This window comes from Bacteroidia bacterium (genome assembly GCA_020852255.1).
In the GTDB taxonomy this organism is placed as follows: Bacteria; Bacteroidota; Bacteroidia; order JADZBD01; family JADZBD01; genus JADZBD01.
Map to the genome: position 1 here is coordinate 51,929 of JADZBD010000008.1, position 15,117 is coordinate 67,045.

The following is a 15,117-nucleotide window of genomic DNA, read 5'->3' on the forward strand; positions in this document are numbered from 1 at the left end:
ATCACCTCACCGCATACATCACTTCCTTCACGGCCTTTATTACTTTGACCATGCTGGGAAGCGCCTCCTCAATGAGGGTAGGTGCGTAAGGAAGGGGTACATCCGCTGAAGTGACCCTCCGAACGGGTGCATCCAGGTAATCGAATGCTTCTTTTTGAACTTTAAAAGCCACCTCTGTGGATATACTCCCTAAAGGCCAGGCCTCTTCTACTATCACCAAACGATTGGTTTTCATCACTGACCGGATCACCGAATCGTAATCAATGGGACGGATCGTTCGGAGATCTATTACCTCGGCACTGATTCCTTCCGCATCCAGTTCCCTGGCCGCTGCCAATACCATTTTCGTAATCTTCCCGAAAGTAACCAGCGTTACATCGCTGCCCTCGCGCTTTACTTCGGCAACGCCAATGGGCAATAAGTATTCTCCCTCGGGAACTTCTCCTTTGTCTCCGTACATCTGCTCGCTTTCCATGAATACCACCGGATCATTATCGCGGATGGCGGATTTTAGCAATCCTTTCGCATCGTAAGGATTAGAAGGAACAATCACTTTCAATCCCGCTGTGTTCGCATACCAGTTATCAAAGGCATTCGAGTGCTGCGCCGCCAGCATACCGGCCGAACCCGTAGGTCCGCGGAACACAATAGGCATCGGGAACTGTCCGCCCGACATACTCAGCATCTTTGATGCCGAATTGATCACCTGATCAATGGCCACCAGCGAGAAATTAAATGTCATGAATTCTACAATGGGCCGTAAACCATTCATGGCCGATCCCACCGCTATCCCCGCAAAACCTAATTCAGCAATCGGCGTGTCAATGATCCGCTTCGGACCAAATTCGGCCAGCATTCCTTTGCTCACCTTGTAGGCACCGTTATATTCGGCTACCTCCTCACCCAAAAGATAGACCGAAGCGTCGCGGCGCATCTCCTCGCTCATGGCCTCCCGGAGGGCCTCCCGGAATTCAATGGTTCTCATGTTGATCAGTTCAGGGGACACAAATTTAGCATAAATACCTGAAAAACAGGGGGGATAAACTAATTTTCCACGACCTGTTTCTACCTGAGAATCACTAAATTTGCCCCTCATTAAATCCCCCTTAGAATGAAGATCTTAGTGTGCATCAGCAATGTTCCCGACACCACTTCGAAGATCACTTTTACGCCCGACAAAAAGGCCTTTAATTCTACCGGCGTGCAATTTATCATCAATCCGTACGATGAGATAGCACTTACCCGTGCACTTGAGTTAAAAGAAGCCTCGGGCAACGGTTCCGTAACGGTGATTCATGTTGGACCTGCTGCCAATGAAGCAAATATCCGCAAAGCGCTCGCTATTGGAGCCGATGACGCCATCCGAATTAATGCCGAAGCAACTGACGGATTTTTTACCGCAGTTCAGATCGCCACTGTCGCAAAAGACAAGGGTTACGATCTGATTCTTGCCGGAAGAGAAAGCATTGATTATAACAGCGGACAAGTGGGTCCCATGATCGCTGAGCTGATGGGATTACCTTCCGTATCGGTGGTGCAGAAACTCGATATCGCAGGCGGGGAAGCGCTAATGGAACGAGAGATTGACGGTGGTAAGGAAATCCTCAGCTGCAAACTCCCCCTCGTGGTTACCGCTCAAAAAGGAATGGCAGAACCGCGCATTCCCAACATGCGGGGCATCATGACTGCTCGCACCAAACCGCTGCAGGTTGTGGAACCCTCAGGAAATGAAAAGTTTTCCGAAAGCCTTGCGTTTGACAGTCCCGCCCCTAAACAGGCCGTAAAACTGGTGGAAGCCGGAAAGGAGGAAGAACTGGTAGCCCTGCTGCACAACGAAGCAAAAATTATTTAACTGCACATTTATGGTACTTGTATATACAGAAAGCTGGGAAGGCAAATTCAAGAAGGCCACCTTTGAAGCGGTGTCTTATGCCGCAGAGGTGGCAAAGAAACTCGGAACCGGTGTAGTGGCCGTTAGTATAGGAAATGTTTCACCTGACGACCTTGCTGCTCTTGGAAAATACGGCGCCACAAAAGTGCTGTCGGCAAAGGGCGATACAACACTTCAGCCCGGAAGCTGGGCGGCCATCATTGCCGGAGCGGCTCAGAAGGAAAATGCCAAACTGGTGATACTTTCTCATACCTACACCGGAAAATCGGTGGCCCCGCGGCTGGCAGTCCGGTTGAAAGCCGGTCTTGCGGCTGGAGCTGTTCAGCTGCCTTCTTCTCTTTCACCCCTGACAGTACGAAAGAAATGTTTTTCCAATAAAGGTTTTACAGATGTTACTGTTTCTACGCCTGTAGCCCTGATCGCCATTACCCCTAATTCGTACCAGGTGAATACAGGAAGCGGAACAGCGGCAGTGGAGGAATTCAATCCGCCGGACAGTTCAACAGGAGGCAGCCTTACCTGCAAAGAAACCAAAAAAGCTACCGGTAAAGTAGCACTCACCGAAGCGGAGATAGTGGTCTCCGGCGGCAGAGGAATGAAAGATCCGGCCAACTGGGGAATGCTGGAAGAAATGGCGGGTATTCTTGGAGCGGCTACCGCCTGCTCAAAACCCGTGGCAGACATCGGTTGGAGACCGCATCACGAGCATGTTGGACAAACCGGAATTACCATCGGTGCCAATCTGTACATTGCAGTGGGAATTTCCGGCGCCATTCAGCACCTTGCCGGAGTGAGTTCTTCCAAAGTAATGGTGGTGATCAATTCGGATAAGGAAGCGCCCTTTTTCAAAGCGGCGGACTACGGTATTGTCGGCGATGCGTTTGAAGTGGTGCCCCGGCTCAATGCGGCACTTAAGAAACTCAAATCGTCGTCCTGAATTAATTTGTAAATTTAGAGTACCCTACCTCCCGCATGAAAAAAATCCGCTTAGATATCGTTGGACTTTCTTATAGCCAGACGCAGAGCGGAGCCTATGCCCTGGTGCTGGGAGAGCAAACCGGCAAACGCCGCCTTCCCATCATCATCGGCGGATTCGAAGCGCAGGCCATCGCCATTGAACTGGAAAAAATGACTCCGAGCCGGCCGCTAACGCACGACCTCTTCAAAAGTTTTGCCGAAACGTTCAATATCACCGTTGAGGAAGTCATTATCTATAACCTCGTGGAGGGTATTTTTTATGCGAAACTGATTTGTAAGAAGGATGGGAAGGATACCGTGGAGATTGACGCCCGCACGAGCGATGCCATTGCGCTGGCAGTACGGTTCGCCTGCCCCATCTCTACCTACGAATTTATCCTCTCTCAGGCGGGCATTATTCTCGACGATGAATCGGTGACCGAGCCGGCTTCAAAAATGGAGATCGAGGAAGCCCAGTCCTCAAAAAGCGGGAGCGCAGAGGATGGAGATCTTTCAAAGCGTTCTACCGAAGAACTGAAAGAGATGCTCAACGAAGCCCTTGGCGATGAGGACTATGAAAAGGCTTCCCACATCCGCGATGAACTGAACCGCCGGAAAAAATCCTGAATCCTTGCTGAGTATCGAGTCCATAGCGCGTGGGATGCTGGGAATCCTGACCCTCACAGCGCTGTTATACCTGCTTAGTTCTAACCGCAAAGCTATTCCCTGGAAACTCGTGGGAGCTGGCATTCTTTTTCAGCTGGTATTCGCCATACTGGTTCTGAAAGTTCCGTATGTGGATGACGGCTTTGAATATGTGTCTGCTTTTTTTGTGCGTGTGCTTAGCTTTACAAGGGAGGGAGCGCAGTTTATTTTCGGAGGACTCATGGATGTTAATTCCTACGGTTTTATTTTCGCGTTTCAGATCCTTCCCAGTATCATTTTCTTTTCCGCACTCACCAGCTTGTTTTATTACCTGGGCATCCTTCAGCGCATTGTTTACGGCCTGGCCTGGCTTATGAGCAAAACAATGAAGATATCGGGCGCCGAGAACCTCTCCACCGCAGCGAATATCTTTCTGGGCCAAACGGAAGCCCCGCTGCTCATCAAACCTTTCCTGGCAACAATGTCTAAAAGTGAACTGCTTTGCATTATGGTGGGAGGTATGGCCAATACGGCAGGTGGTGTGATGGTAACCTACATGGGATACCTGGGCGGCGCAGACGAGGCGGCTCAGCTTTATTATGCCCAGCACCTGCTCGCCGCTTCGGTGATGAGCGCGCCGGCTACCCTGGTGGTTTCCAAAATGCTTATCCCGCAAACAGAACAGATCCGGGAACATATTGAGGTTCCTAAGCAAAGTATGGGAGGAAATGCACTCGAAGCCATCGCAAACGGTACCACCGAAGGAGTTAAACTGGCGGTAAATGTGGCGGCTATGCTCATTGTTTTCATTGCCCTGATCGCCATGGTGAATTACGGCATGAAGAATATGCTCGGGGAGTGGACCGGCTTGAACGATTGGATCAGGGATCTAACGGCCGGCCGGTACGACGGGTTCACCCTTCAGTTTATCCTGGGCTATGCCTGCGCTCCGCTTACATGGATGCTGGGAATTTGTTCTTCTGATATGGTGGCGGTAGGGCAGTTACTCGGGGAAAAAACCATACTCAATGAACTCTATGCCTACAAAACCCTTGGAGAGATGAAGGCGGCGGGGCTGTTCACCGAGCAGAAAAGCCTGATCATGAGCACGTATATTCTTTCCGGGTTTGCCAATTTTGCAAGCATAGGTATTCAAATCGGTGGCATAGGGGCACTGGCGCCCACCCAGCGGGGTATGCTCTCGCGGCTGGGCATTAAAGCCATGATCGGAGGTGCCATCGCTTCCCTTTTCACCGCCGTACTGGTGGGAATGCTCAACTGACAGAAACTCAGTTCTTCCTGGTCTTAATAACTTTTTATTCCGGGCTCATTTCTTCCGCTTAATTTTGGTCTTATAATTCGCATACAGGGTGAAACAGTACCATGATCTCATGAAGCATGTTCTGGAACACGGAACAAAAAAAACGGACCGTACCGGAACGGGTACGCTATCGGTTTTCGGATACCAGATGCGGTTTGATCTGGCGGCAGGTTTCCCGCTTCTGACCACCAAAAAAGTGCATACCCGTTCTATTATTCATGAACTTCTTTGGTTCCTGAAGGGTGAAACGAATATTAAGTACCTGAAGGATAATGGGGTCAGTATCTGGGATGAATGGGCGGATGAGCAGGGCAATCTCGGTCCGGTATATGGTTCACAGTGGCGATCGTGGCCCGCCGCCGATGGCAGGCATATTGATCAGGTCACCGACATAATCCGGATGATCAGAGCCACTCCTGATTCCCGCCGCCTGATTGTTTCGGCCTGGAATGTTGGAGAGATCGGAAAAATGAAATTACCCCCCTGTCATGCTTTTTTTCAATTCTATGTGGCGGATGGCAGGCTGAGCTGCCAGTTATACCAGCGAAGCGCGGATATTTTTCTGGGAGTTCCTTTCAACATAGCATCCTATGCACTTCTAACCATGATGGTGGCACAGGTATGTGATTTAAAGCCCGGTGATTTCGTTCATACGCTGGGCGACGCGCATCTGTATTCGAATCATCTGGATCAGGCACGCTTGCAGCTTTCCCGTGATTTCCGGCCACTTCCCGTGCTCCGGCTGAATCCTGAGGTGAAGGATATTTTTGCATTCCGTTACGAGGATTTCGTAATCGAGGGTTACGATCCCCATCCGCATATCAAGGCCGAGGTGGCGGTATGAAAATCAGCATCATCGTTGCGGTGGCAGAGAATGGAGTGATCGGGAAGGATAACCGCTTGATCTGGCGCCTGCCGGACGATATGAAATTTTTCAAGGAAAAAACGCAGGGTCACCATGTGATCACAGGGCGGAGAAATTATGAGAGCATTCCGGAGAAATTCCGGCCACTGCCGGGGCGCATTAACCTGGTGGTCAGCAGAAGTGAAACTTACACTGCCCCCGGGGCACAGGTATTTCATTCTATTGAAGAGGCAATTGAATATGCTGCGGGCAGGGGCGAGGAGGAGTGTTTCATTATCGGCGGTGGCGAAGTGTACCGGCAGTGTCTGAGCCGGGCAAACCGCGTTTACCTTACCCGTGTTCACGGGCGTCCGGACGGAGATACCTATTTTGAGTTTCCTGTTCCCGGCTTCCGTCGCATTTCCGCCACGGCACATCCCACGGATGAAAAGCATGTTATGGCTTTCACAATTGAGGTATGGGAGCTGCAGTAATCGGGCCGGGCTGTCTTTTTGAAGGTGGGCGTATCGCCCAATCTATATCGAACTAACTTCCCGGATTCTTTAGTCGTTTCAAAACTTTTTCAAGATATCTCTCCTGGGGAAGGAGATTCAGCTGAATGCGCCGTGCATAATGAATACTGTCTGTCACCTCTTTATTCCGTTCACGAAGTTTTTCTTCCGCCTCTTTTCGTAAAATGATTTCGCGGCTAAGCTTATGGTTCCATCCCCAGAGGCTCATCAGGGTGCATAATCCGCCGGGAACCAGGATGTGAATGGCGTACGGCCAATGCATAAACTTGAACAAAGCACCGAGAAACAACAGGTTGACACCTAAGAAATTAGCGATGGAAAGCAGGGTAGTGTCATGCCAGCTGTTGGCAAAGGGCTTCCATTTCCGGTAGGTAGCTATCAAACCCAAAGGACCAAAGGCAAAGCAATACCATAGACCACCGATAACTATCGCCATGTTTGAACCCGGAAGATGAAAATACTTCATGATTAAACCAGCTATGAGCAGGGCAAAAGAAATAAGTCGGTAAAGACTCTTCACCTTGTTAAGCCTTGGAGAGTCAGCCTTTATAAAGAGAAAGGCAAAGCCCAGCGGTATAAATACCGAGGTTGTAATCATCAGCAGAGCCCTCATCCATTCCAACTCCAGCTGATCGTAGAAGATCACCCCGGGGATAATAAGAAGGGAGAAACACACAATCAGAAACAGTCCCAGGCGGGAAATAAAGCTGGTCTTGCCGTTATTTTCTTTCGAGCGACTCATTCAGCCGGGCAACTACCCGAAGCGTTAAAATTAATCAAAGTAAGGAGTTTTAAATTGGCAATACGGTCCAGGAAAACCTCGTGAGGTGGAATAGCTCGTAATTCTTGCTGCTTTCTCGCTACCCGGGTTCATTTAAAAGTTGAAACCACTCCAAATAAGAGTGAACTATTGCTTTATGAATCTAAATGACAGTTTTGTATAATCACCAATACTTATTAAATAAGTTCCGTTCGAAAGGCTGTGGAGCATCAGCGCAGTGTTTTCGCCGGTAAGTGTGCCCGACAGTAAGGTTTCACCATTTACATCTGAGATATAATAAATGGAACCAATCAGCTCTTTTGGTATTCTAATGTTAATTCCTTCATCCGAGGGATTCGGAAATACGGAGCATTTTCCTTCCTCATCATATTTTATGTAGTGTGTAGTCAAAATTGCGTAACACAGAGAGGTGTCAGTGCAGTTATTTTGCGTTACTATCACTGCATAATTTCCGTTTACCGGGGGAGTAAAGTTCTGGAATGTCTGACCTGTAATTACTGCATATCCGTTGTTACAGTCAATCCATTGATATAAAGCCCCTACCGCGTTCGCAGTTAATGTGGGATCATTATTGAGGACTGAAACATCTGCCGAATTAATAGTAAGGTTAACGGTGATGATGCTGTCGCATCCGGTAACACTATATAAGGTATCCATGTATTGTCCGCTGGTCATCCATGTATAGAGACCGCTTGGAGAAACGAGGCTGTCGCAGGCAGAAAGCACTATATTTGAATACGTGGCTGAGCATTGTCTCATCTTCTGAACAAATGCATCCTGGTTTCCATACGAAGCGATGTTAAACACTCCCATATCAGGATCAAAATCTACCGTACCTACGAAATAACCTGCGGTATAAACGCCAAATAAAGTGTCTACCGCCACAGCTCGGCCATAATCAGCATAAATGCCGCCGAGTTTTTTGGCCCACACAAAATTTCCTGAACTGTCAAGTTTACTGATAAATGCATCATCTGTATAGCTTGAATTGAATATAGTGGATGCAACGTTATAAGTGCCTGAGCCGGGATCAAAATCAGCAACTCCGTTGAAATGCCCCGTGGTATAAACATACCCGCTGTCATCAATAGTAATACCACGGCCGGCATCAACATTGATACCTCCGATTTTCAGGGCCCAACTCAGCGCCCCTGCACTATCAAGTTTCCAGATATACACATCTTCACCGCCTGACGAAGAGGAGAGGGTAGTGGTGCCGGAACCCGGGTCAAAATCAACGATTCCCTGAAAATAACCGGTTGAATATACATTTCCCCGATTGTCTGTTCTCACTGAATACGCCCTGTCATTCGCATTATTGCCGGCCTTGCACGCCCATCTGAATGCACCGGTAGAGTCAAGCCTGCTGACAAATACATCATCAGAACCGGCAAGGAATGAACTCAGGTTGGCCGTTCCTGAACCCGGATCAAAATCAGCAGTTCCCCTAAAATATCCGGTGGTGATTACATTTCCAAAAGCATCGATGGTAATTGACATCGCTACTTCTGAAGAAGTACCTCCCATTTTTTTTGCCCATCCAAAATTTCCGGATGCATCGAGTTTTAAAACAAAAATATCTTCCAGTCCTGACGCTGCCAGGTTGTAAACTCCGGTGCCGGGGTCAAAGTCAACAGTACCGGTGAATTTTCCGGTTGCGTAAACGTTACCATATGTATCAAGCGCAATAGCAGTACCAAGGTCGGTTCCGGTATTTCCTGCGCTTTTCGCCCATATAAAATTACCCGATGCATCAAGTTTGCTGATATAGATGTCCTGTCCGCCGGCAGCAGCAAGATTATACACCCCCATGCCGGGATCAAAATCAGCGGTACCGGAAAAATTGCCTGTTGTATAAACGGATCCGTCATTGCCCACTGTGATAAAATCGGAATACTCGTTTAAAGCGCCACCCAGTTGCCGGGCCCAGATGAGATTGCCGTAAGGATCAAGTTTGCAGATGTAGGAATCGCTTCCTCCGTTCGAGGTTAAGTTATACACACCTGGGCCCGGATCAAAATCACCTGTTCCATTGAAATAGCCTGTTACATAGGCGTTCCGGGATGCATCTACGGTAATATGATTTCCATAATCAGCAGAAGAGCCTCCCACATGTACCGCCCATTCGAAGCTCTGAGCTTTAATGGCGGTTGCAGAGGTAATAAGTATGGATGAAATCAGAACCTTTATTGTCATCGTTTTTATGTTATGATTAAGTAGGGCTTATTCTTAAGAGGCTGCGGACCGATTTTGGTGGGTGTGTTCAAATGTACAAAGAAATCAGGGGAAGGCATTTAATGTACTCTTGTTGTTGCGGGTCTTTATTGTTCGATGGTTCTTAAACTTAATAAATAAGTCAACAATGTATTCTATTTCACTCGCAGTCAATTTGTGTGAAAGAGGCAAACATAAAATATTTTCAGATATATATTTACAATCAGAAAGGTCATATTTTTTGCAGTCTTTATATAAATTACTGTCGCTGATTAATGGATGAAAATACCTTTTTGCAAAAACCTGATGCGATGCTAAATAATTCTGAATTTCTGATACTGTTGCTCCAAAAGTGATTGGGTCAATTATTATTGGAAAATAAATGTAATTATAAGTTGTATTTTCTGATATTTCTATTGTATGTATACCTCTTATGTTTTTTAATAATTCACGATAAAGTAGAGTTGCCTTTTTTCTGTTTTCTATTGCATTATCAACAAGGCTCAAAGAAGCTAATCCGAATGCAGCCTGAAACTCATTCATCTTAGCATTTAATCCATACTCGGTTATACAGGAATTTTTATCTATTCCCGAATTTGCCAGTACATCCAGGAGTTCTTTTGTTTTTTTATCATGGCTGATAACTGCTCCTCCTTCTATCGTGTTAAAAACTTTGGTTGCGTGAAAGCTCAGTACAGATAGGTCGCCATAATTCAATACGGATTGGCCATTTATTTTAACACCAAAGCAATGCGCAGCGTCATAAATAACTTTTAGCTTGTACTTATTTGCAAGTTTATCAATTTCTCTTACGTTACACGGATTACCGAACATATGCACCGGAAGAACAGCACATGTCTCAGAGCTAATGGCTTTTTCCACCGATGAGATATTGATATTCAGAGATGATTTGTCGATGTCAACAAATACCGGCCTGAGATTGTTCCAATATAGTGCTTGTATTGGAAATTCCGCTTAAACTGACCCCCTGATTCCGGGGCAAACTGACCCCTCTAATCCGGAGCAAATTGACCCCACTTCTGCGCGGCAAACTGACCCCCCCCTGTTTTTGATCTGATCATGCTGATTTAGCGGACCTGCTCCGGATTGGCTGTGTTGTAACAACTTCACAGCAAATCTAGGAAAAATGGCTAATAAACCAATCAGTATGAGCATCGTACGACAAATCATGAAGCTTTATTCCAGGGGAATAGGCAAAAAGCGCATAGGCCACCGGCTTGGCGTATCCAAGAACACGGTAAAACAATACATCGGAGTAGTAGAGAAGCTGCAAAGACCCTGGGATGAGCTTATGCAGCTGAGTGACCATGAACTCAATCAGTTGGTTCATCCCCCCCGGCAGTCGGTAGTGGATGAGCGAATAAAGCAGGTGTTTGATTTCTTTCCTGAGATGGAGAAGCGTCTTCGTAGACGCGGCATGACCGTGGCCCGGCAATATCTTGTATTCAAAGAGCGCTACCCTTCAGGACTGAAGGAAACCGCCTTTTACCGGTACTACGGCAAATGGAAGAAGAAAGTCTACCCGGTGATGCATATTGAGCATAAGGTAGGCGATATGATGTATGTGGATTATGCCGGGGCCACGCTGCCTTATGTGGAGGCCGATACAGGAGAAATAAAGCAGGCACAGGTCTTTGTGGGGATACTGGGCTGGAGCCAGTACGCTTATGTAGAAGCCTTACCAAGTCAGGTGATCGATGACTTCATAGCCGGCTGTGAGAACAGCTTCTGGTATTTTAAGGGCGTTCCGCTGGCCATTGTCCCTGACAATTTGAAGTCGGCCGTGTTCAAGGCCAACAACTATGAGCCCACACTTAATGAAAACTTTAAAGCGTTCTGCGCTCATTACGGCATAGCCATTTTACCGGCACGTGTCCGGAAACCTCAGGATAAGGCCCATGTGGAGAACATGGTCAAGATCGCCTATCAGCGCATTTACGCCAGCCTGCCGGAGAAGGAGATCCTGACCCTGGAGGCGCTCAACGCGGAGATACGCAGGCACCTGAGCTGCGCACTCAACGATGTGCCCCTTACAGGCAAACAGTGCTCCCGCCGGGATCAATGGATGCTGGAGCTTCCTACGCTGCAGCCCTTACCGGAGAAACGCTATGAGATGCGAAAGATCAAACAAGTCACCGTGATGAAGAACGGGCATATATATCTCACGGAGGATCAGCATTACTACAGCGTACCCTACGAGCTGATCGGGAAAAAACTAAAGCTTCAGTACTCGCGCTCCGTGGTGGAACTCTACGAGCAATACCGGTTGATCGTCTCCCATAAGAGGATCAAAAGCCCCCATAACTACACCACCGTTGCGGAACACATGCCTCCGCAGCACCGCTATGTAACCGATTGGAGCCCGGAGTTTTTCATGGAAAAGGCCCGTGCCATTGACCCATCCGTGGAATACTACATCAGCCAGGTGCTGGCTAAAAAGGTTCATCCCCAGCAGGCGTATAAATCCTGCCAGGGAATCTTATCCTTTGCCCGGCGTGTGGGCAATGACCGGCTGATAAAGGCCTGCAAGCGCGCCCATGAGATTGGCTACTATAACTATAAAACGATAGAGGACATTCTTCAGAAAAACTTTGACCGCTACGAGGACGAACCCCAGCCCACACACATGCCAGCCCACGAGAATATCCGGGGAGGAGATTATTATCAATGAATTATATGTCAAACATCAAAAACCAAAACTACATGAATCCAATCTTAGAAAAAATGAGACAAATGCGTCTGACAGGAATGTCACGTGCCTTTCAACTTACGCTGGAGAGCGGAAGGAATGAGAAGTTCACTCCCGATGAGATGGTTGCCCACCTTATTGATGCCGAGTGGGATGAGCGCTACAACCGGAAAATGGACCGCTCGCTCAAATACGCACGCTTCCGGTACAAGGCGAGCGTGGAACAGATATCCTTTGAGGATAACCGGCTGGACAGAAATCAGTTGCTCCGGCTCGCTAGCTGCGATTTTATCAAGAGCAAGGAGAACATCATTCTCACAGGAAGCACAGGCATCGGGAAAAGCTTCGTAGCCTCCGCCCTGGGTCACCAGGCGTGTTCTTTAGGGTACCGGGTATTATATACGCACAGCACAAAATTGTTTGCTCGAATGAAGATCGCCAAAGCGGATGGCTCATACCTGAAGGAACTGGCTAAAATTGAAAAGCAGCATTTACTGCTCATTGACGACTTTGGTATCCAACCCCTTGATGCACAGGGAAGATCCACCCTGATGGAGATCATTGAGGACCGGCACGGAAAATCCTCTACCATCTTCACCTCCCAGGTCCCTGTGAGTCTCTGGCATGAGATCATCGGGGAGCAGACCATCGCTGATGCGATCCTTGACCGAATCGTTCATGATGCCCACCGCATTGAAATGAAGGGAGAGTCGCTAAGAAGAAAAAGGCAACCCAAAACAGAGGAATCTATTGACCTGAATGAACTAAAAAACTAATTTAGCCTGGTCTTGAATAAATCAGCATCGATCAACTCAAAAAGGGTACCTCAAATTGAGGGGTCAATATCCCGCGGAAAGGTGGGGTCAGTTTACGCGGAATCTCCAGTCTGCCCGCCTGACGCAAAACCCGTGTTACCTGCTGGCGTTCGTGTCATTCGTTTTGTGTCAATGTCTTAAAGGTCTTTTTTTAATCATTCCTCCCTTTGTGTCCTTTATGCTACTCATCACAACAAAAGCGTTGGGGTCAATTTTTTCTATTTCAGTATTTAATTTATTTAACTCAAGTCTGGTTACCACAGTGTAAACAATGTCCATTTCTTTCGCTTCTCCCTTTTTACCAAAACCGCGTTTGCCGTTATATATAGTTACACCCCGTCCCATATTGTCAATAATCATTTGTCTGATTTTGTCATTGTGTGATGAAATAATGGTAACACCTATATATTCTTCAATTCCTTCAATAATAAAATCAAGTGTCTTTGATGCAGCTAAATATGTAATCATTGAATAAAGAGCTATTTCAACTGAAAGAAAATATACAGCCGCAGAAAAAATTACAACATTAATTGCGATAATGATGTCGCCAATAGTTGTCCCGAGTTTGCGACTTAAAAAAATGGCAAGAACTTCTGTCCCGTCAATTACTGCTCCGCCTCTAACTGAAAGCCCGATACCAGCACCAAGAAAAAAGCCACCAAAAACTGCCACCAACAAATTGTCTTTCGTAACATCTGGAAAACTGACTGTAGCAAGACAAAGTGCAAGTCCTGAAATTGCAAGAGCCGTTTTTATCGCGAAGGGTTTACCAAGAATTTTGTATGCAAGAAATATAAATGGGATGTTTACACAAACAATCAAAATAGGAAGAGGGAATTTTGTCAAAGCGGAAATCAATAATGAAATACCTGTTGCACCTCCGTCAATAAAATTATTTGTCAGCAAGAAGCCTTTAAAACCAAAAGATGCAGAAAAAATACCAATAGTAATTAGGAAAAAGTCCTTAATATGGCGTTTAGTTGTGATAATAAATTCTCGATAATTCTTTGCAAGTTGGTAGTCAGAATAACGGGCTTTGTCACCCGATTTATTTTTCTTGTGTCTAAGTGTCGTTTGAATAATTATTTGTGTCCAAAATGGGTTCATAGTCGTTGTGTCATTGTCTTTACGCTTGCAGGTAACGTTCCGCAAGTTTGCGATGTGCGGGTTTTCGGAGAAGGATTTGTCGGCAAGACAAATGCTTATTTGGAAACCCGCACTCCATTTTACTTGAACGCCCGCATAACGCCAAACCGCTGTTAGTGGTTGTGTTTTTTTGTTTTGATAAATTTATATGTCTGTTTGCCGAGAACATAATTATCACCACCATAAGTTTCTGTCATCATTTCTGTCAAGGTTAAAGTGTCGCCTGAAAAAATCCAATTGTAATAACATATTTGTGTCTTTGGAGGAGGTGCGTTGCCAGGTGCAGCAACTGTCGTGTCTTCAAAGCAGATTACGTCATAATTTTGAAAGGGATGTGATGTTCCGAAGTAGTCGTGAATGTGATACTTATTATATTTTTTGAAACCAGTCATTAAACCATCAGTTGTCAATGTCATTTTTTGTCCATTGGTCGCTGATTTATATTCACCTGCAATTAAACTGTCTATGAAAAGTTGATAAAATCCGTTCTTGATTTTAAAAGCATCTTTCTTGTCAAGGATGTCCAAGAGGCGTTGTTCAGTCACTCGTCTGTAAATATATTTTTTGTCTTTGAATTTATTATTTTTCTCGGGTAAAATGTCAGCCGCTTCAATCCTGTCCGTTTCTTGGTTGTAATGGAACACGAATGTGCCGAAATCCTCTATTGAACCAAGCGTGTCGCTGTCGGGATTTATTTTGATTTTCTTTTTTATAAAAAGTAGTCCAGTTGAAAACAAACTGTCTTTTTGAATATTTAGCGACATAGCACTCCAAGAAATATAATAAAGTCGGTGCTTACCAATTGCTTTGTCTTTGAAAATGCTGTCGATGTAGTCAGTTAAAATCCAGTAACCGTCAAGAGCGGTAGATTTGGTCTTTTCTGTAACAGTGGTGTCAACAGATTTATTTTCTGTCGCCCCCTTGTCTTGCGTTGGTTGGCAGCCAGTTCCTAACAGAACCACTAAAGTCAATATGTATAATGTCGTCTTTAACATAACCACTAACGTTTTGCAGCTACTGGCAGGCGGGCTTTCGAAGCTTCAACTGTCTATACCGACAAAAGGTTTTATAAAGATACTAAACTTTTTATTCCGACGTCCGCCCGCTTGCCAGTAGGTGCTGTTAGTAGGCGTTGTGTGTCCTGCGTTACCACAGGGTATAAAGATAAAGTTCTTTGAGATGGTAACAAAACTCTGACAGAGATGATAGACGATGTCAAGAAACGGAAACGAGTCAACCCCCGAAAGAAAAGGGCAAAGT

The 15,117-nt window shown here is 46.3% G+C and carries 14 protein-coding genes; 8 read left to right on the plus strand and 6 right to left on the minus strand.

Translation table 11 applies throughout. From position 1 onward, the window contains the following. Nucleotide 1: 1 nt before the first annotated feature. Nucleotides 2-985, minus strand: coding sequence for a pyruvate dehydrogenase complex E1 component subunit beta (locus tag IT233_05770; protein MCC7302131.1), 984 nt, complete (start codon nt 983-985; stop codon nt 2-4). A 126-nt stretch (nt 986-1,111) separates the two neighbouring features. On the opposite strand from IT233_05770, the gene IT233_05775 reads away from it, so the two are divergent. The 6 genes from IT233_05775 (at nt 1,112) to IT233_05800 (ending at nt 6,152) form a co-directional block, all read left to right on the plus strand. Then, nucleotides 1,112-1,852, plus strand: a complete 741-nt coding sequence (locus tag IT233_05775) for an electron transfer flavoprotein subunit beta/FixA family protein (protein MCC7302132.1) — start codon at nt 1,112-1,114, stop codon at nt 1,850-1,852. Between the two features lie 10 nt (nt 1,853-1,862). Next, nucleotides 1,863-2,828 carry an electron transfer flavoprotein subunit alpha/FixB family protein gene (locus IT233_05780; GenBank protein ID MCC7302133.1) on the plus strand — a complete coding sequence of 322 codons (966 nt, stop codon included), beginning with the start codon at nt 1,863-1,865 and terminating at the stop codon, nt 2,826-2,828. Nucleotides 2,829-2,863: 35 nt separating this feature from the next. Beyond that, the gene (locus tag IT233_05785) at nt 2,864-3,475 is read left to right on the plus strand and encodes a bifunctional nuclease family protein (protein ID MCC7302134.1); all 612 of its coding nucleotides are present in this window, start codon (nt 2,864-2,866) and stop codon (nt 3,473-3,475) included. A gap of 43 nt (nt 3,476-3,518) precedes the next feature. Next, the gene (locus tag IT233_05790) at nt 3,519-4,775 is read left to right on the plus strand and encodes a Na+ dependent nucleoside transporter (GenBank protein MCC7302135.1); all 1,257 of its coding nucleotides are present in this window, start codon (nt 3,519-3,521) and stop codon (nt 4,773-4,775) included. An 88-nt stretch (nt 4,776-4,863) separates the two neighbouring features. Beyond that, the gene (locus tag IT233_05795; GenBank protein ID MCC7302136.1) at nt 4,864-5,658 is read left to right on the plus strand and encodes a thymidylate synthase; all 795 of its coding nucleotides are present in this window, start codon (nt 4,864-4,866) and stop codon (nt 5,656-5,658) included. Continuing rightward, nucleotides 5,655-6,152 (plus strand): dihydrofolate reductase, encoded by a 498-nt coding sequence (locus tag IT233_05800; GenBank protein MCC7302137.1) that lies wholly within the window; start codon nt 5,655-5,657, stop codon nt 6,150-6,152. The genes IT233_05795 and IT233_05800 overlap by 4 nt, the downstream gene beginning before the upstream one ends. A gap of 52 nt (nt 6,153-6,204) precedes the next feature. Here IT233_05800 and IT233_05805 read toward each other — a convergent pair whose 3' ends face one another. The 3 genes from IT233_05805 to IT233_05815 all read right to left on the minus strand — a co-directional run bounded on the left by IT233_05805 (nt 6,205) and on the right by IT233_05815 (nt 10,149). Next, a complete protein-coding gene (locus IT233_05805; protein ID MCC7302138.1) occupies nt 6,205-6,933 on the minus strand; it encodes a hypothetical protein in 729 nt (242 codons plus the stop codon). 165 nt (nt 6,934-7,098) lie between these two features. Next, the gene (locus IT233_05810) at nt 7,099-9,168 is read right to left on the minus strand and encodes an SBBP repeat-containing protein (GenBank protein ID MCC7302139.1); all 2,070 of its coding nucleotides are present in this window, start codon (nt 9,166-9,168) and stop codon (nt 7,099-7,101) included. 84 nt (nt 9,169-9,252) lie between these two features. Next, nucleotides 9,253-10,149 (minus strand): DegT/DnrJ/EryC1/StrS family aminotransferase, encoded by an 897-nt coding sequence (locus tag IT233_05815; GenBank protein ID MCC7302140.1) that lies wholly within the window; start codon nt 10,147-10,149, stop codon nt 9,253-9,255. A gap of 184 nt (nt 10,150-10,333) precedes the next feature. Here IT233_05815 and istA point away from each other — a divergent pair, with 184 nt between their 5' ends. Both istA and istB read left to right on the plus strand, forming a co-directional pair. Continuing rightward, nucleotides 10,334-11,878, plus strand: coding sequence for an IS21 family transposase (gene istA, locus IT233_05820; protein ID MCC7302141.1), 1,545 nt, complete (start codon nt 10,334-10,336; stop codon nt 11,876-11,878). A gap of 32 nt (nt 11,879-11,910) precedes the next feature. Beyond that, the gene (gene istB, locus IT233_05825) at nt 11,911-12,672 is read left to right on the plus strand and encodes an IS21-like element helper ATPase IstB (GenBank protein MCC7302142.1); all 762 of its coding nucleotides are present in this window, start codon (nt 11,911-11,913) and stop codon (nt 12,670-12,672) included. Between the two features lie 168 nt (nt 12,673-12,840). Here istB and IT233_05830 read toward each other — a convergent pair whose 3' ends face one another. Together IT233_05830 and IT233_05835 are read right to left on the minus strand one after the other, a co-directional pair. Further along, on the minus strand, nt 12,841-13,818 hold the full coding sequence (locus IT233_05830; protein ID MCC7302143.1) for a YitT family protein: 978 nt from the start codon (nt 13,816-13,818) through the stop codon (nt 12,841-12,843). 152 nt (nt 13,819-13,970) lie between these two features. Further along, complete coding sequence (locus IT233_05835) at nt 13,971-14,852, minus strand: hypothetical protein (GenBank protein ID MCC7302144.1); 882 nt, start codon at nt 14,850-14,852, stop codon at nt 13,971-13,973. Between the last annotated feature and the right edge of the window lie 265 nt (nt 14,853-15,117).